The sequence below is a fragment of the Amycolatopsis sp. NPDC024027 genome, assembly GCF_040638975.1.
GTDB lineage: Bacteria > Actinomycetota > Actinomycetes > Mycobacteriales > Pseudonocardiaceae > Amycolatopsis.
Window position 1 is genome coordinate 535045 of sequence record NZ_JBEZYY010000001.1, and the last position, 17360, is coordinate 552404.

Genomic DNA, 17360 nt, shown 5'->3' on the forward strand with positions numbered 1-17360 from the left:
CCGCCGCGGTCGGCTCACGGCGTCAGGTCCAGCTTCGCGGCTTTGCGGAGCAGGCCGGGCGTGAGTCGCGAAAGGACCAACGCGGCCTTCGCCTCCGGAGTGGACGGTGCGATCGCGAGGTCCTTTTCCACGGCACGCAGGATGTCCCGCGCGACGCTCTCGGGCCCGAACCCGCGCCGCGCGTAGAGTTTCGTGCTTTCCTTTTGACGCCGACGTTGTTCCTCTTCGGACACCCCGACGAACGTCGTCGTGCCGGTGATGTTCGTCTTGACGATGCCCGGGCACACCGCCGTGACGCCGATGTGGTGCGCGGCCAGCTCGGCCCGAAGGCAGACGCTCAGCGTCAGCACGGCGGACTTCGTCGTCGCGTAGGCGGAGAGGATCTTCGACGGCAGGTACGCGGCCGCCGAAGCGAGGTTGACGATCTGACCGCCTTCGGCGCGCTCGGCGAGCATCGGCGCGAACGCGCGGCAGCCGTGGATCACGCCCCAGAGGTTGACGTCGATGACGCGCTCCCAGTCCTCGACCGACGTGTCGAGGAAGGGCCCGGACATCCCGATCCCGGCGTTGTTCACCACGATGTCGGGCACCCCGTGCTCGGCGCGGACCCGCTCGGCGAAGCGGTGCACGGCGTCGCCGTCCGCGGAGTCCACTGTGTACTCGGCGAGGCCGTGCTCTCCCAGCAGCTTCCGGGTTTCCGCGGCACTGGCCGCGTCGATGTCGGTGATGACGACGTCGGCGCCCTGGCCGGCGAAGGCCAGCGCGGTGGCGCGGCCGATCCCGCTCCCCGCCCCGGTGACGACGACGAGCTTGTGCGCGAAGGGCCCGGCGCCGGCGCGGGCCCGGCGCAGCCCGCGGCTTTCGGTGCCGGTTTCGGCGTAGTCGATCAGCTCGGCGGCCGCCGCGGCCACCACGTCCGGCCGCGCCCTGGTCACCCAGTGCGTGCCGACGATCCGGCGGATCCGCAGGTCGGGCACCCAGCGGGTGACCTCGGTCTGCAGCGGCGTCGTCACGTAGGCGTCGCCGGTCGGCGCCAGCACCTGCACCGGGATGTCGGCGGGCCGGGGTGCGGGCCGGGACAGCCGGGTGAACATGTTGGCGCGGTAGAGCTGGAGACCGTGCAGGCCGTCGGACTTCTCCGGCGGCGCCGCGTCCGGTTCCATCCGCTGGATCTGCTTGCCCAGCAAGCCGGTGCGCCACAGCAGGTCCGGGACGAACGGCACCTGGAACGCCAGGATGTACCACGAGTGCAGGAACTGGTTCAGCGCGTTCTTCAGCCGCTTCGGCGTCGGGCGGCTCAGCTGGGCGCGGAACCACGCGCCGGCGTGGTCGAGGCTCGGCCCGGAGAGGGACGTGTAGGAGGCGATCCGCCCGCGCAGGCCCTCCCCGGTGACGGCGTGCCAGGTCTGGATCGAGCCCCAGTCGTGGGCGACCAGGTGCACCTTGCCGGTGGGCTGCACCTCGTCGACTACGGCACGCAGGTCGTCGGCCAGCTGGTCCAGCCGGTAGGACGCGCGTCCCGGCGGCTTGTCCGACCGTCCGGCCCCGCGGACGTCGTAGGTGACGACGCGGTGTTTCCCGGTCAGCCCGGCGGCTACCCCGCTCCACATCGAGCTGTTGTCCGGATAGCCGTGCACGAGCACGACCGTGGGCCCGTCGCCCCGGCCGTCGACGGTCACGGAGAGGCGGACACCGTCGCTGGCGGTCACCCACTTGTGAGACATTCTGTCATGTTAGACAAGTTGTCAACAGTGGGTTCACCCGCGCGGCGGTTCCGTCCGCGCGGATGTTCGGGTTTTTGCCGGTATGACAGCGTTTTCGTGGTTCCACGGGAAACCAAGCGCCCGTGTCCACCGATCGGTGGACAGCCGGATTCAGTCGGCCGTTGGTCGGATACGGCGGCCCGGACGACCAAGCTTCGAGCATGACCACAGCAGTCAGCGTGCGCGGCCTGCGCAAGCAGTACCCGGGACACCTCGCGGTGGCCGGGCTCGATCTGGAGATCGCCCAGGGCGAGGTGTTCTCCCTGCTCGGCCCGAACGGCGCCGGCAAGACCACGACCGTCGAGATCCTCGAAGGACACCGGCGGCGGACGGCCGGCGAGGTCACCGTGCTCGGCGAGGATCCCGGCAAGGCCGGGCGCGCCTGGCGCGCCCGGCTCGGCATCGTCCTGCAGACGGCGACCGACGCCGCCGAGCTGAACGTCGCCGAGACCGTCCGGCACTTCGCGAAGTACTACCCCGACCCGCGCGACCCCGACGAGGTGATCGAAAAGGTCGGGCTCACCGAGAAGGCCGGGACGCGGATCAAGGCGCTCTCCGGCGGCCAGCGCCGCCGCGTCGACGTCGCGCTCGGCATCATCGGGCGCCCCGAACTGCTCTTCCTCGACGAGCCGACCACCGGCTTCGACCCCGAGGCGCGGCGGCAGTTCTGGGCGCTGATCAGCGACCTCGCCGCCGAAGGCACCACCATCCTGCTCACCACGCACTACCTCGACGAGGCCGAAGCGCTCGCCGACCGCGTCGCGGTCATCGCGCGCGGCGAGATCGTCGCCCAGGACACGCCGCGGAACCTGGGCGGCCGGGCAGCCGCCGAGGCCACCGTGCGCTGGGTCGACGAACGCGGTGAGCACGTCGAACGGACCGCGTACCCGACCAAGCTCGTCACCGAGCTCTCTGCTGGGGGTGGGGAGCTCACCGGGCTGACCGTGACCAGGCCGAGCCTGGAGGACATCTACCTCGACCTGATCGGAGACCAGGCATGACGACCGCGACATCCAGGGCCTTGCCCGGCCCGCTGGCCCTCGGCCTGGCCCGCGGCGGCACCGAGCTGCGGCAGTTCTTCCGGAACAAGGAACAGGTGGTCTTCACCTTCTCCCTGCCCGCGGTCCTGATGATCCTGCTCGGGTCCATTCTGGACGGTCCGACGGCGCTCGACGGCGTCACCTCCGGCCAGCTGCTGGCCGCCGGGATGATCGGCTCCGGCATCGTGTCGACGTCGTTCAACAGCATCGCGACCGGCGTCACGGCCGACCGGGAAACCGGGGCCCTCAAGCGCCTGCGCGGCACGCCGATGCCGCCGGCGTCGTACTTCATCGGCAAGATGGCGCTGGTCGCGGTGTCCAGCCTGGCCCAGACGGTACTGATGGCCGGGGTCGCCGTGCTGCTGTTCGGGCTGGAGCTGCCGTCCGACCCGGCGAAGTGGCTGACGCTGCTGTGGGTGTTCGCGCTGGGCATCGTCTCGTGCACCCTGCTCGGGATCGCGGTCAGCTCGCTGGCGAGGTCCACCAACGGCGCGGTCGCCATCGTGCAGATGCTGTACCTGGTGCTGCAGTTCATCTCCGGTGTGTTCGTCTCGCCGATCACGCACCTGCCGAAAGTTATGGTGGACATCGCGTCGTTCTTCCCGCTGAAGTGGATCTGCCAGGGTTTCCGGTCGGTCTTCCTGCCGGACGGCGCCGTGAGGATGGAGATGGCCGGGACATGGGAACTGCCGCGGGTGGCGCTGGTGCTGGCGATCTGGTGCGTGGCGGGAGCGGTGCTGGCGCGGCTGACCTTCCGGTGGACCGACACGAAGTGAAGGACGCCTGGGACCGGTTCAACTGGCTCTGGGAGATCCTCTTCGCGGTGGCGTACCTGGCCACGACCGTGCTGGTGCTGCTGGACGAGGGCGATCCGGTGCGCACGGCGGTCGCGGTCGGGGCGCTGACCGCGCTGTCCCTGACCTACCTGCTGTGGGGCCGCCGGGTCGTGCGCGACGACGGGCACCTGCGCCAACGCTGGACCCTGGCGCTGGTGGTCGTGGCCTTGGTCGCGGTCGCGATGCTCGCCAACACGACGACCAGCTTCATCCTGTTCATGGTCTGCCCGCTGTTGTTCTCGACCCTCGAATTCCGCCCGGCCGCGGTGCTCACCACGGCGGTGATCCTGATGAGCCCGGCGTCGTCGATCGTGAACAACGGGCTGCGCGGCCCGACGCTGCACATCCTGCTGCCGATGACGGCGATCCTCGTCGTCTTCGGTGTGCTGTCGGGCAAGTTCATCCTGCACGTCGTCGAGGAGAGCCGGGGGCGAGCGGACCTGATCACGCGGCTCGAGGAGAGCCAGGCCGAGGTCGTCCGGCTCTCCCGGGAGGCGGGCACCGCGGCCGAGCGCGAACGGCTCGCGCGGGAAATCCACGACACCCTCGCACAGGGGTTCACCAGCATCGTCACCCTCGCCCAGGCCATCGAGTCCGAACTGGACACCGACCCGGCCGCGGCCCGGCGGCACGCGGAGCTGGCCGCACGCACCGCGCGCGACAACCTCACCGAGGCACGCGCGATGGTCGCCGCGCTGGCCCCGGCGGACCTCGCGGCGGGCTCGCTCGTCGACGCCGTCCGGCGGCAGGCCGACCGGCTGGCCGAAGAGACGGGCGTGCCCGTCGAGTACGAAGTGGACGATGCGCTGCCGCCGATCGGCATGGCGGGCGAAGTGGTCCTGCTGCGGGGCGCCCAGGAGGCGCTGAACAACGTGCGCCGGCACGCGGCCGCGTCGGCGGTGTCGGTGCGGCTGTCCGCTGTGGACGGTTCGGTACGGCTGTCGGTGCGCGACGACGGCGCCGGCTTCGACCCGGACCACGCCACGGGTTTCGGACTGCGCGGGATGCGGTCCCGGGCCGAGCAGGTCGGTGGCAGACTGAGCGTCCGGAGTGGCCCCCGCGGCACCGAACTCACCCTGGAGGTGCCGGCTTGATCCGCGTCATGCTCGTCGACGACCACCCCGTCGTCCGCGAAGGCCTCCGCGGCATGCTCGAGGCGGAGCCGGACCTCACGGTCGTCGGGGAAGCGGGTTCGGGCGACGAGGCCGTCGCGCTCGACCGGGTCGCCGTCCCCGACGTCGTGCTGATGGACCTGCGGATGCCCGGCCTCGACGGCGTCGGCGCGACCAAGCGGATCCTGCGCGAGCAGCCCGGGCGGCGGATCGTCGTGCTCACGACGTACGAGACGGACGCCGACATCCTGCGCGCGGTGGAGGCCGGCGCGTCGGGCTACCTGCTGAAGGACGCGTCCCGCGCGGAGCTGGCGAACGCGATCCGCGCGGCGGCGCGCGGGGAGACGGTGCTGGCGCCGTCGGTGGCGGGCAAGCTGGTCAACCGCGTCCGCAACCCGGAGCCGCAGCCGCTGTCGGCCCGCGAGGTGGAGGTCCTCCGGCTGGTCGCGAAGGGCGGCACGAACGCCGACATCGGCCGCGCCCTGCACATCAGCGAGGCCACGGTGAAGACCCACCTGCTCCGGGTGTTCGGCAAGCTCGGCGTCTCGGACCGCACGGCCGCGGTCACCACGGCGATGGCCCGAAACCTCCTCACCTGACCCACCGGCCCGGGGCATCTCGCGTGATCCGAGAGGCATCTCGCGTGCTCCAGCAGGCATCTCGCGTGATCCCACGGGCATCGCCGCGATGCCCCTCCAGACACAGGTGATGCCCCTCCAATCACGGGTGATGCCCTTCCAGACACAGGTGATGCCTCTTTCCGCACGCGGCGGATGGGGCAGGACCTGCTTCGGGAGCGGGAGCGCGGCAGAATGCCTCCATGCTTGCCTCGACCGAACTCGCCCTGCTCCGCCGGATCGCCCATGAGCAGGCCGGCTGCCGGGCTCCGTCGCTGGTCGCCGCCGTCGTGCGGGACGGGGAGATCGTCTGGTCCGGTGGCCGGGGGCGCGTCGGCGGCGAGACACCCGGTACCGACACCCAGTACCGGCTGGGCTCGATCACCAAGACCCTCGTCGCCACCGCCGTCATGCGGCTGCGCGACGAAGGCCGCCTCGACCTCAACGACCCGCTCGAGAAGCACGTCCCGGGCACGCCGTTCGGGGCCGCGACCGTCGCCCAGCTGCTGTCCCACACCTCCGGCCTGACGTCCGAATCGCCCGGCCAGTGGTGGGAGCGGACCCCGGGCGCGGACTGGGACGCGCTGGTCGGCAGCCTCGCCGAGGGCGCGACCAAGCACCGGCCGGGCGCGCGGTTCCACTACTCGAACGTCGGCTACGGCGTCCTCGGCGAGCTCCTCGCCCGCCACCGCGGCAAGGGCTGGCTCTCCGTGCTCGACGAAGAGGTCCTCGGCCCGCTCGGGATGACCCGCACCACCCCGCACCCGGTCGGCGCGCACGCCGAGGGCTTCGCCGTGCACCCCTTCGCTGACGTCCTGCTGCCGGAACCGAGCCCGGACGCCGGTGCGATGGCCCCCGCCGGGCAGCTGTGGTCGACGGCGCGGGACCTCGGCCGCTGGACGGCGTTCCTCGGCGGCGAAACCGGCGGTGTGCTCGCGCCGGAAACGGTCGCCGAGATGCGGACCATGGTCACCGTCGACGACACCGACGTCTGGACGATGGGGTTCGGCCTCGGCCTGATGCTCGTGCGCTACCAGGGCCGCCGGTTCGCCGGCCACACCGGTTCGATGCCCGGGTTCCTGGCCGTGACGCTGGTCGACCCGGCCGCGCGGACCGGCGCGCTCGTGCTCACCAACTCGACGGCCGGCGTCGGCATCACGCAGCTCTGCCTGGACCTCATCACCATGACCGACGAGCTGGAGCCGCGGCTGCCCGCCGAGTGGCTGCCGTCGCCCGCCGACCCGGCGCTGCTCGCGCTGACCGGGCTCTGGCACTGGGGCCCGACGCCGTACCACCTGCGCGTCCAGGGCGACGGGCTGCTGCTGCTCGCGCCGGTCGAAGGCGCCGGCCGCGGCTCGCGCTTCCGCGCCACCGGCGAGGACACCTACGTCGGCCTCGACGGCTACTACGCCGGCGAGACGCTCGAGGTGGGCCGGGACGCCGACGGCGTCGCCACCCACCTGGACCTGGCGACGTTCGTCTTCACCCGCACGCCGTACGACCCGGCCGCGCCGGTGCCCGGCGGCGTCGACGACTGGCGCTGACGAACGGGACCGGGGTCCCGCTCGCACCCCCAGGGTGGCGAGCGGGACCCTCAGGTCAGGGCGGCGGTGCCGGCCGCGTACGCGACAGCGGCGGCGAAGCGGTTGGCGATGCGCTTGCCCTCGCCCCAGTCCCAGACGCCGAGCTTGAGCACCGTCATGATCGTGAGCGTCGAGCCGCCATCGGACGGCGACACCGTCACGTTGACGTGCTGGCCCCAGCTCAGGAGCGACATCCCGGTGCGGCAGGTGGCGAATCCCCGCGGGCCGTCGTAGACGGGCTGCTGCCCGCCGATCGCCGCGACCCCGGCCGGGAGCACGTTCCACAGCACATCGGGCGGCACCGCGAACCTCTGCTGCACAGTCGTCACGGCCGGGACGCTACCGGCGGCCGGGACGGCCTGGTCACCGTATTTTTGCCGGTCCGGCCGAAAGTAGGCGGACACGAGCCGGAGCCAACCCGCTCACCGGCGCCGTGTTCCGCCGTGGCTGCCGGTCGGATCGGCAAAGATCGACACAGTACCCCCACCGCGGTGCTCGCCGATGAGCCCGACGGCGTAGCTGTCGCCGTCCGGAAGGCCGGTGACGAGGTCCTCCAGGGGCAGGCCCGCCAGCCAGAGCCGCCGCCGGTCCCGCAGCTCGGCGGCGATGTCGGCCGGCACCACGGGCAGGTGGAAGCGGATCCGGTGGTCCCCGGGCAGCACCGCCCAGCCGTCGACCGGCTCGCCCGCCCGCACGTCGAACGCCGCCGCCGCGACCGGTGTCCAGGTGCCGCTCGCGAAGTGCCGCGCCGGGAGGGCGAGGTCCGCGCGCCACAAGGCGAGCGCGAGCACGGCGACCAGGCCCGGCACCGGCAGGAACCACGGCAGCCAGCCACCGGTCGCGACGATGGCCGAGACCTCGGCCCCGAGCGCGAAGACGGCGACCGACCACACCGAGGCGGTGGCGAACGCGAGCCGCCGCCGCAGAACCGCCCGCCGCGTCGGCGGCCGCTTCGGCAGCAGCCGGGTCAGGCCGTACACCGAAGCGCCGGCGAAGAGCGCGACGAACGCCCCGGCGTTCACGATGTCGGCACCGTGCGGCGGGTGCGCCACCAGCCCGGCGGCGATCGCCGCCGCCGTCAGGAACCACGCCACCACCACCAGCGCCCGCAATACTCCGCGACGGCCCTCCGGTCGCGCGTCGCCGGTGAGCCACCACGGCAGCCGCCGGACGAACACGAGCACCAGGGTGACCGCGAGCGCGGTCGGCGCCAGCACGGTCGTCGTCGTGGTCCAGCCGCCGCTCGCGGCCAGGTGCACCACGACGACGGCGCCCCAGCTCACGAACAGCCACCAGCGCGGCCGCCATCGATCTTCGGTCATGTCCGTCTCCCCCTCGCCGGGGAAACTACCGACCAGCCGCGCGGCCGGCGAGCGGGTTTCCGGCGGGCGTCCCACTTCCCGGAACGGCGAATCCCACCTTCACCAGCCGCGTCCCGACCTGAGAGACTGGCCGCATGACCGACGCTGAGTTGACCATTCCCGCCGACCTCAAGCCGGCCGACGGCCGCTTCGGCTGCGGCCCGTCGAAGGTCCGCGCCGAGCAGCTGAGTGCGCTGGCGGAGTCCGGCTCCACCTACCTCGGCACGTCGCACCGGCAGAAGCCGGTCAAGTCCCTCGTCGGGCGCGTGCGGGCGGGTCTGTCCGAGCTGTTCTCCCTGCCCGAGGGCTACGAGGTGATCCTCGGCAACGGCGGCACCACGGCGTTCTGGGACGCGGCCGCCTTCGGCCTGGTCCGCGAGCGCGCGCAGCACTTCACCTACGGCGAGTTCTCCTCGAAGTTCGCGACCGTGACCAAGGGCGCGCCGTTCCTGGCCGACCCGATCGTGGTCAAGGCCGAGCCGGGCAGCGCGCCGGACATCGCCTACGAAGCCGGCGCCGACCTGGTCGGCTGGGCGCACAACGAGACGTCCACCGGCGTGGCCGTGCCGGTCCGCCGCCCGGAGGGCAGCGAGGGCGCCCTGGTCGCGATCGACGCCACCTCCGGCGCCGGCGGTCTCCCGGTCGAGGCCGAGGACTTCGACGTCTACTACTTCGCGCCGCAGAAGTCGTTCGCCGCGGACGGCGGGCTCTGGATCGCGCTGGCCTCCCCGGCCGCGGTCGAGCGGATCGGCGAGATCGGCGGCGGCGACCGCTGGATCCCCGAGTTCCTCTCGCTGACCACCGCGCTGGACAACTCCCGCAAGGACCAGACGTACAACACCCCGGCCGTGGCCACGCTGTTCCTGCTCGCCGAGCAGATCGAGTGGATGAACGGCCAGGGCGGCCTCGCCTGGACGACTTCGCGCACGAAGGACTCGTCGTCGCGGCTGTACGAGTGGGCCGAGAAGACGAGCTACACGACGCCGTTCGTGAAGGACCCGGAGCTGCGCTCGCAGGTCGTCGGCACGGTCGACTTCAGCGACGACGTCGACGCCGCCGCGGTCGCGAAGGTGCTGCGCGCCAACGGGATCGTCGACACCGAGCCGTACCGGAAGCTGGGCCGCAACCAGCTGCGCGTCGGCCTGTTCCCGGCCATCGACCCGGACGACGTCACCAAGCTGACGCAGGCCATCGAGTACGTGGTCGAGCGGCTCGGCTGAGCACCCGCGGTACGAAGACTCGGTGACAAAACGCTCGGCTGGGATGTCCCAGCCGAGCGTTTTGCGTAGTTCCGGGTGCCGATTCACCAAAGTTACGACATAGCCCCGAGTCGGGTTCGAAAGTCACCACCGCCACCCGGACGGCGGTATAGCCCTCAGTGATCATCCCGGTAGCCTCGAAATCGCTGTGATCAACAACGGATTCTTGATTGCAACATTTCAGAGGGGAAATCAGTGAAGAAAGTTGTTGCGGTCCTCGGCGCCGTCATCGCGTCGAGCACCATACTGGCCGGCTCGGCAAGCGCCGCCACGGCCAATCCCGCACAAACGAACGCCACCTGCTACGTGGCCTCGAACAGGCACCTGATCTGCGGAAACACCTACATGGCCGTGGGTTATGCCGACCGGAACTACGAGTCCTTCCGCGGATACCTGTACTCGACGGTCAGCGACTTCAACTGCTGGGGCCGCGGGATACCGAACCACGGCGGCAACGAAATCTGGTACTGGGCACAGCTGGACAGCCCGGCGGGCGCCTGGGGAAATGTCCCCGCGGAGTACGTCTACACGCAGAACGACCCGCCGGCCGGAATGGCCGAGTGCTAGCCCGAAGAACCACCGTTCAATAAACGCCGGAAATCCCGCGGATCCGATCATTGCGCAGGCTATGGCCGGTCCGCGGGTTTTCTGCGACGGTCGGCCGCAGTACCGGGCGTTCAGCAGCAGCCGTGCAGCGGCAAGCGCTCCGACCGGGCGTTCACCATCTCGGCGGGCCGGTTCGCGGCGCTTTCGGCGTCGGCGAGCATCCGGTCGAGCGTGACCCGGTCGAGGACGCGGCCGGCGGTGACGACGGTGTCGATCCGCCGGACCGCGCGGATGTCGGCGAGCGGGTCGGCGTCGAGCAGCACCAGGTCGGCGACCTTGCCGGGCGTGATGGTCCCGGCCGAGTCCGCCCGGCCGAGGAACGCGGCCGCGTCGCGGGTCACCGCCTGCAGCGCCTGCCGCGGGCCGAGCCCGGCCTCGACGAGGAAGTCGAGCTCGTCGTGCAGGCTGAACCCCGGGTAGACGTACGGGTTCTGGCAGTCGGTCCCGCCGAGGATGCCGACCCCGGCGCGGTGCGCCTCCCCGACGAGCCGCAGCTGCGCGTGGAAGTAGACCTCCTGCTGGGCGATCTGCTCGGGGGTGACCGGCGAGAACAGCGGCAGCCGGTCGGCCCAGACGTCGCGGATCTCCCGCGGGACGTACTTGTTGCGCGGATCGTGCGCGAACGTGCCGGCAGGCAGGGAAATGACCCGGTTGACCGCGAAGGTCGGGCTCAGCCGGCTGCCCGAGGCGTTGAGCCCGGCGAAGTGGCGGGCCGCCGCGGCCGGGTCGTAGGCCTGCGCGGCCCGCCGGTCGAGTTCGCGGGCCAGGTTGAAGAAGTCACGCGGGGCCTGCGGGTCGAACGGCGTCGCGTCGAGCCGGGCGAGGAACTCGTCCCGGCAGCTCGACGTGGCGATCGGCAGCCCGAAGAGGTGCTCGAAACTGCGCTGCCCGGACATGGCCGCGTCGAGCACGCGAAGCCGGTAGGGCCAGTGCCCGACGAAGGGCAGGCCCTGGCGGCGGCACTCGTCCGCGATCGCGGCGAAGGCGTCTTTCGGCAGGTAGAAGTACACCTTCACGAAGTTCGAGCGCTGGGCGACGGCGGTCCGGACCGCCGCCCGCGCCTCCTCGGCGTTCGCGACCTTGGTGATCGGCGGGCCGAGCAGGGACACCGGGCCGTCGATGATCGAGCTGGCCAGCACCACCCGCGGGCCGAGCAGCTCGCCGCGGTCGATCTTGTCGCGGGTGATCCGGTTCTCGTCGTAGCCCTGCATCTCGCGGATCCCGGTGACGCCGTTGGCCAGGAACAGCGGCGGCCAGAGGTCTTCGTAGTCGATGCCGTGGGCGTGCATGTCCCACAGGCCGGGTACGAGGTAGCGGCCGCGGCCGTCGATGATCCGGGCGCTCCCGCCCAGCGGCACCTCGGCGGCGGGGCCGACCCAGGCGATCCGGTCGCCGACCAGCACGACGGCGAAGTCCGGCCGCGCCGGGCCATCGGTGCCGTCGACAACGGTGACCCCGCTGACGACCACGACATCGGTCCCGGCGGCGGCGGCCTCCTGCGCGAAGGCGACGGGAGCGATCCCGGCGGCGGCGAGCCCCGCGCCCGCTGTCGCCAGCCACCGCAGGAGATCACGCCGGTTCGCCTCGATTCGCACAGCCGCCCCGCCCTTCGATCGGCTCCCTCCGGTCCATCCAACACCCGTCCGATGCAGTGGGAAGTCTTCCAAACTGCTGGACGCGGGGTGAAAGGGTAACTCCCACCCCGCGTCCAGTGCACCCTCTTCCGCTCAGGCCAGCGCCCGCGTGGGAGCGAGCCGCGCCGCCCGCACCGCCGGGTACGCCCCCGCCACGGCCCCCACCAGCGCCGCGACCCCGACGCCGCCCGCCAGCGCACCCGCCGGCAGCACCGCGGGCCACCCCTGGCTCAGCGCGTACCCCGCCGTCACGAGCACTCCGGCCAGCACCCCCGCCAGGCCGCCCAAGCCGGACAGCAGCACCGACTCCGCCAGGAACTGCCCGCGGATCTGCCGTTTCGTCGCCCCCAGCGCCCGGCGCAGGCCGATCTCCCGCCGCCGCTCCAGCACCGAGATCACCATCGTGTTCGCCACCCCGACCCCGCCGACCAGCAGCGCGACGCCGCCGAGCCCGAGGAACAGCGCACTGTAGGTCGTGTCCGTCAGCTTCTGCGCCGCCAGGGCGTCCGACGGGCGCCGCACCTGGACCTCGTTCGGTGCCTGCGGGTTCAGCGTCGCCGCCAGCACCGTCCGCACACCGTCCACTTGGGACTCTTCCGCTCGGACGTACACAGTGGACGGATGGCCGTCGAATCCCAGCAGCCGCTTCGCGACGTCCCAGCCGACCAGCGCCGAACGCTCGATCTCCGGCGCGAGCGGCATCGGCGCGAGGATGCCCACCACGGTGAACCACTGCGTCCCGATCAGCACCTGCGGTGGCCGGGCCGGGTCGACGTGGTCGATGCCCAGCCGGGCCGCCGCCTGGGAGCCGAGCACCGTCACCGGGTAGTCCTGGTTCCCCGTCGCCAGGAACGCACCGGTCCGGACCTTGCCGCCCAGCACGCCGAGCAGGTCCGGCCGCGCCGCGTACACCGCCAGCCCGGACGTTTCGTCCGGGGCGATCTTGTCGCTGCGGCGGACGCTCGCCGACGTCGTCCCGGTACCCGCGGCCGCGCGCACCGGCCCGATCCGCCGGGCCATCGCGACCGCGTCGTCCGGCAGCGTGGCGTTGTCGCCGAACAGCGTCTGGCCCGGCCCGGCGGTGAGGAGGTTGGGGCCGAGCGCGGCCAGCCGGTCGTGCAGGGCCTGCGCGCCGGACGCCGGGATCGCCAGCACCGCCACCATCGCGGCGACGCCGATCGCGATGCCCAGTGCGGAAAGCACCGCCCGCACCGGCCGCGTCCGCATGCCGTGGGCGCCGAGCGCGACGACGTCCGGGGGCTTCAGCCGGGCGGGCTCCGGCAGCGCCACCTTGGTCATCGCGCACCCACCAGGCCGGTGTCGAGGCGCAGGCGCCCGTCGAGCAGCTCGATCCGGCGGGGCATGCCCGCCGCGATCTCGCGGTCGTGGGTGATCACGACGATCGTGGTGCCGCCGGTCGACAGCTCGCCGAGCAGCGAAAGCACCGAAGCGCCGGTGCCGGTGTCGAGGTTGCCGGTCGGCTCGTCGGCCAGCAGGATCGCCGGGTCGTTGACCACGGCCCTGGCGATCGCGACGCGCTGGCGTTCACCGCCGGAGAGCTCGCCGGGGCGGTGCCACGCCCGGTGCCCGAGCTTGACTCGGTCGAGCGCCGCCAGCGCCCGCGCGCGCCGCCGTTGCCGCGGCACCCCGGCGTAGAGCAGGCCGGTGCACACGTTGTCCACCGCACTCATCCCTTCGTCGAGGAAGAACTGCTGGAACACGAACCCGATCCAGCGCGACCGCAGCGCCGAGACCTTCCGGTCGGGCAGCGCGGCGACGTCGTGCCCGCGCAGCTCCACCCGGCCCGACGACGGCCGGTCCAGCGTGCCCATCAGGTGCAGCAGGGTGGACTTGCCGGACCCGGACGGCCCGACGATCGCCACCATCTCGCCGTCTTCCAGCGAGAGCGAGACGCCGTCGAGCGCGGCGACCTCGCCGGGGTAGGTGCGCGTGACCTCGTGCACGCGCAGCACGGGTGTCACGACGTCGTCACCACCCGCATGCCGGCGGCCAGGCCGATGCCGGTGACCTCGACCTTCCCGCCGCTGAACAGTCCGGTTCGGACGGCGATCAGCCGGCGTTGCCCGTGCTCGTCGACCTCGACCGCATACCCGCCCTCGGCGAGGGCGAGCAGCGCGCCGACCGGGACCGCGAGCACGCCCTGGTGGACGTCCTTGGTGAACCGGACGGTCGCCGGGGCCGAGTCCAGGCTGCCGGCCGCGGCCGGGTCGTCGAGCCGGACGGTCACGGTGATCTTCGGCTTGCCGTCGTCCTGGCCCGCCTGGTCCTTGCCTTCGACGGCGGTCCGCCCGACGTCGGTGATCGTGCCCGGCGTCGTCTTCCCGTTGATCGTCACCGACGCCTTCGCGCCCTGCTGGGCGAGGCTCTGCTTGGCCGCGTCGAGCTTCACCTGCACCGACCGGACGGTGCCGGTCGTCTTGAGCACCTCGCCCTGGGCCGGCGAGCCGAGCTTGGCCTGGACGGCCGACACCCGCAGCTCGCCCGCGGCCAGCACGACGTCACCCTGGCCGAACCCGCCGGTCTGCTCCAGGCCGAGGGACTTCTGCCACTTCTTCAGCGCGGCCGCCGTCGCCGCGGTGAACTTCTTGTCCGGCGTGCCGAACCCGCCGAAGCCGCACGCCTTGAGGTTCTCCTCCAGCTGCTTGACGTCGGCGCCGTCGTCCACGCCCGTGGCGAGGTCGCGGTAGAACGGCAGCGTGCCGTAGAACAGCGGCACCGGCTTCGCGTCCACCCCGTACACCGCTTTGCAGCGGGTCAGGACGGCGCCGGCGTCCGGCAGCGACGTGATGGTGCCGGGCTTGCGGCCGCCGACGACCGACTCGTCGCCGTACCCGAGGGTGCCGTCGGCTTCCTCTTCCTCGCTCAGGTCGGTCTTGGTCACCTCCGCGGTCTCGACCGCGGGCGGTGCCGCCTCCGCGACGGACGTCGCGCCCGACACCCGCGTCAGGAGCACGACGGAGCCGGTGCCCAGCACCACGAGCAGGACGGCGATCGCGACGAACCAGCGCGTCCGGCCACGGCGGCGCGGCTTGAGGTGGGTCACGTCGGTCACTTGCCCGCCTCGGAGCGGCCGGCCATGCCCATGCCGCACGCCTTGGCGGCCTCTTCGAACTTCTTCGGGTCGTCGCCCGGCCCGCCGATCCGCATCGCGCCCTTGCCGCTCGGATCGGGATCCGGCATGTCGACGCCGTGCTCGCGCATGCACTTGGCTTCCTTGCGCATCTTGTCGAGGTCCTCGGCGCTCGGCGGCTTCATCTCGCCGCCGTTGGGCATGAAGTGCTTGCACGCGTTCTGGGCGGCGTCGAGCTTCGCGGTGTCGCCGTCCTTACTACCCAAGGTGATCGCCATGCCGCCGCCGTCGCCGGCCGGCTTCGGGTCGGGCATGTCGACGCCGTGCTCGCGCATGCACTTGGCGAAGTCCCGCATCTTGTCCTCGTCGCTCTTGCCGCTGTTGTCGGCGGCGGCGGGGCCGCCCGACTTCGGCGGCGTCGAGATCGAAGCGACCTTCGACCCGTCATCGGGCTTCGCGCCGCAACCGCCGAGCAGCAGGGCCGTCCCGAGCGCCGCGACGGCTATCCGTGTCCGCATGGCTCGAATTCCTTTCGTCCGGATGAGTGCCAGGTCTACGGATCGGGGCATTCGGGCGCGCTAAGCGACGTCGCTTATGCGCTCCTTATGGCCCGCCTGCGCAGACTGGGCGGGTGCGGGTGCTGGTGGTGGAGGACGAGCGGTTGCTGGCCGACTCGGTCGCGGAGGGGCTGCGGCGCTTTTCGATGGCCGTCGACGTCTGTTACGACGGCGAGCAGGCCATGGAACGCGTCGGCGTGCACGGCTACGACGTCGTGGTGCTCGACCGCGACCTGCCGAAGGTGCACGGCGACGACGTCTGCGCCGCCGTGGTCCGGGCGGGCGGCGAGGCGCGGGTGCTGATGCTGACCGCGTCCGCCGACGTCACCGACCGGGTCGCCGGCCTGGGCCTCGGCGCCGACGACTACCTGACGAAGCCGTTCGCGTTCGCCGAGCTGGTCGCCCGGGTCCAGGCGCTGTCGCGGCGCGCGCGGCCGGCGTTGCCGCCGGTGCTGGAACGCGACGGCGTCGTGCTCGACCTGCCGCGGCACCAGGCCGCCCGCGACGGGCGGTTCCTGCTGCTCTCGCCGAAGGAGTTCGCCGTGCTGGAGGTGCTCATGCGGGCGGAGGGTGCCGTGGTCAGCGCCGAGGACCTGCTGGAAAAGGCGTGGGACGAGCACGCGGACCCGTTCACCAACGCGGTGCGCGTCGCGGTGATGACGTTGCGGCGCAAGCTGGGCGACCCGCCGGTGATCGAGACCGTGCCGGGCGCCGGCTACCGGTTCGGCACGCCGTGAACGGCCTTTCCGTCCGGACGAAGCTCACGGCCTGGTACGGCGGGCTGTTCCTGCTCGCCGGGCTGGTCCTCGTGGTGATCAACTACCTGCTGGTGCAGAGCACGCTGCCGGACCCCGCCCGCGCCGCGCTGACGACGATCGGGACGGCCGACGCCGTCTACGGCGTCCAGGGCGGCACGGCCATCGGAGGATCTCCGGGGGTCGCGGTGCAGCTGCTCCGCGGCTCGCTCGACGAGTACCGCTCCTCGACGCTGTCGACGTTGCTGGTCGGCTCGGCGATCGCGCTGGTGGCGACGGCGGCGCTGGCGGTGCTGTTCGGCTGGCTGATGGCGGGCCGCGCGCTGCGGCCGCTGCACGACATCACCTCGGCCGCGCGCCGGCTGGAGGCGGGCAAGCTCGACCGCCGGATCAACCTCGAAGGACCACCGGACGAGCTGAAGGAGCTGGCGGACACGTTCGACGGCATGCTCGACCGGCTCGCGGAGTCGTTCGACAGCCAGAAGCGGTTCGTCGCGAACGCGTCCCACGAGCTCCGGACGCCCCTGGCGGTGCAGCGGACGCTGATCGAGGTGGCGATGGCCGACCCGGAGGTGCCGCCGGAGCTGCGCAAGCTCGGCACGCACCTGCTGCACACCAACGAGCGCAGCGAGCGGATGATCGAGGGCCTGCTGGTCCTGGCCCGCAGCGACCGCGGGCTGCACTCCCGGACACCGGTGCGCCTCGACGAGATCGCGGCCTCGGTCGTCCGGGCCACCGCGGCCCAGGCTTCGGCGGCGGGGGTGACGGTCGAGACGCGGCTGCGCCCGCGGACGGTGGCGGGTGACCCGGTGCTCCTCGAGCGGCTGCTGACGAACCTGGTGGTCAACGCGATCACGTACAACGCTTCGGGCGGCTGGGCGTACGTCGAGGTCCGCGGCGACCCGGCCCTGGAGGTGCGGAACTCGGGATCGCCGGTGCCCCCCGAGGCGGTACCGACACTGTTCGAGCCGTTCCGGCGCCTGGCCGGCGCGGAGCGGACCGGGGACACGCGCAACGCGGGGCTGGGGCTGTCGATCGTCCGCTCGGTGGCCCAGGCCCACGGCGGCTACGCGGAGGCCCAGCCCGGCCGGCGCGGCGGCCTCACCGTGACGGTCCGGCTGCCGCCTGCTTGATCCACTCGATCGT

The 17360-nt window shown here is 72.2% G+C and carries 17 protein-coding genes; 9 read left to right on the top strand and 8 right to left on the bottom strand.

Going from position 1 to position 17360, the window contains the following annotated elements:
• Window positions 1-14 precede the first annotated feature (14 nt).
• Complete coding sequence (locus AB0F52_RS02580) at window positions 15-1709, bottom strand: SDR family oxidoreductase (RefSeq protein ID WP_360164591.1); 1695 nt, start codon at window positions 1707-1709, stop codon at window positions 15-17.
• A gap of 215 nt (window positions 1710-1924) precedes the next feature.
• Here AB0F52_RS02580 and AB0F52_RS02585 point away from each other — a divergent pair, with 215 nt between their 5' ends.
• From AB0F52_RS02585 to AB0F52_RS02605, 5 genes are all read left to right on the top strand, one after another.
• The gene (locus AB0F52_RS02585) at window positions 1925-2764 is read left to right on the top strand and encodes an ABC transporter ATP-binding protein (RefSeq protein ID WP_360163779.1); all 840 of its coding nucleotides are present in this window, start codon (window positions 1925-1927) and stop codon (window positions 2762-2764) included.
• The gene (locus AB0F52_RS02590; protein WP_360163781.1) at window positions 2761-3579 is read left to right on the top strand and encodes an ABC transporter permease; all 819 of its coding nucleotides are present in this window, start codon (window positions 2761-2763) and stop codon (window positions 3577-3579) included. The genes AB0F52_RS02585 and AB0F52_RS02590 overlap by 4 nt, the downstream gene beginning before the upstream one ends.
• A complete protein-coding gene (locus tag AB0F52_RS02595; protein ID WP_360164593.1) occupies window positions 3576-4733 on the top strand; it encodes a sensor histidine kinase in 1158 nt (385 codons plus the stop codon). The genes AB0F52_RS02590 and AB0F52_RS02595 overlap by 4 nt, the downstream gene beginning before the upstream one ends.
• Window positions 4730-5350, top strand: a complete 621-nt coding sequence (locus tag AB0F52_RS02600) for a response regulator transcription factor (RefSeq protein WP_360163783.1) — start codon at window positions 4730-4732, stop codon at window positions 5348-5350. The genes AB0F52_RS02595 and AB0F52_RS02600 overlap by 4 nt, the downstream gene beginning before the upstream one ends.
• Window positions 5351-5571: 221 nt before the next feature.
• The gene (locus AB0F52_RS02605; RefSeq protein WP_360163785.1) at window positions 5572-6912 is read left to right on the top strand and encodes a serine hydrolase domain-containing protein; all 1341 of its coding nucleotides are present in this window, start codon (window positions 5572-5574) and stop codon (window positions 6910-6912) included.
• Between the two features lie 50 nt (window positions 6913-6962).
• Here AB0F52_RS02605 and AB0F52_RS02610 read toward each other — a convergent pair whose 3' ends face one another.
• Window positions 6963-7280, bottom strand: coding sequence for a hypothetical protein (locus AB0F52_RS02610; protein ID WP_360163787.1), 318 nt, complete (start codon window positions 7278-7280; stop codon window positions 6963-6965).
• Window positions 7281-7373: 93 nt separating this feature from the next.
• On the bottom strand, window positions 7374-8273 hold the full coding sequence (locus AB0F52_RS02615; RefSeq protein WP_360163789.1) for a hypothetical protein: 900 nt from the start codon (window positions 8271-8273) through the stop codon (window positions 7374-7376).
• A gap of 134 nt (window positions 8274-8407) precedes the next feature.
• Between AB0F52_RS02615 and serC the strand changes: the two genes are divergently transcribed.
• Both serC and AB0F52_RS02625 read left to right on the top strand, forming a co-directional pair.
• Window positions 8408-9532 (top strand): phosphoserine transaminase, encoded by a 1125-nt coding sequence (gene serC, locus AB0F52_RS02620; RefSeq protein WP_360163791.1) that lies wholly within the window; start codon window positions 8408-8410, stop codon window positions 9530-9532.
• Window positions 9533-9766: 234 nt separating this feature from the next.
• Complete coding sequence (locus tag AB0F52_RS02625) at window positions 9767-10138, top strand: hypothetical protein (RefSeq protein WP_360163793.1); 372 nt, start codon at window positions 9767-9769, stop codon at window positions 10136-10138.
• Window positions 10139-10248: 110 nt separating this feature from the next.
• On the opposite strand, the gene AB0F52_RS02630 is transcribed toward AB0F52_RS02625, so the two are convergent.
• The 5 genes from AB0F52_RS02630 to AB0F52_RS02650 all read right to left on the bottom strand — a co-directional run bounded on the left by AB0F52_RS02630 (window position 10249) and on the right by AB0F52_RS02650 (window position 15420).
• Window positions 10249-11772 carry an amidohydrolase family protein gene (locus tag AB0F52_RS02630; RefSeq protein WP_360163795.1) on the bottom strand — a complete coding sequence of 508 codons (1524 nt, stop codon included), beginning with the start codon at window positions 11770-11772 and terminating at the stop codon, window positions 10249-10251.
• A gap of 132 nt (window positions 11773-11904) precedes the next feature.
• Window positions 11905-13110, bottom strand: coding sequence for an ABC transporter permease (locus AB0F52_RS02635; protein WP_360163797.1), 1206 nt, complete (start codon window positions 13108-13110; stop codon window positions 11905-11907).
• Window positions 13107-13793 (bottom strand): ABC transporter ATP-binding protein, encoded by a 687-nt coding sequence (locus AB0F52_RS02640; RefSeq protein WP_360163799.1) that lies wholly within the window; start codon window positions 13791-13793, stop codon window positions 13107-13109. The genes AB0F52_RS02635 and AB0F52_RS02640 overlap by 4 nt, the downstream gene beginning before the upstream one ends.
• Window positions 13790-14884: a peptidoglycan-binding protein gene (locus AB0F52_RS02645; protein WP_360163801.1), complete on the bottom strand. Its 1095-nt coding sequence runs from the start codon at window positions 14882-14884 to the stop codon at window positions 13790-13792. Before AB0F52_RS02645 ends, AB0F52_RS02640 begins: the two co-directional genes overlap by 4 nt.
• A complete protein-coding gene (locus tag AB0F52_RS02650) occupies window positions 14881-15420 on the bottom strand; it encodes a hypothetical protein (RefSeq protein WP_360163803.1) in 540 nt (179 codons plus the stop codon). Before AB0F52_RS02650 ends, AB0F52_RS02645 begins: the two co-directional genes overlap by 4 nt.
• Window positions 15421-15533: 113 nt before the next feature.
• On the opposite strand from AB0F52_RS02650, the gene AB0F52_RS02655 reads away from it, so the two are divergent.
• The gene (locus tag AB0F52_RS02655) at window positions 15534-16196 is read left to right on the top strand and encodes a response regulator transcription factor (RefSeq protein WP_103336683.1); all 663 of its coding nucleotides are present in this window, start codon (window positions 15534-15536) and stop codon (window positions 16194-16196) included.
• Window positions 16193-17347 (top strand): ATP-binding protein, encoded by a 1155-nt coding sequence (locus AB0F52_RS02660; RefSeq protein ID WP_360163806.1) that lies wholly within the window; start codon window positions 16193-16195, stop codon window positions 17345-17347. The genes AB0F52_RS02655 and AB0F52_RS02660 overlap by 4 nt, the downstream gene beginning before the upstream one ends.
• Window positions 17348-17360: the final 13 nt, after the last annotated feature.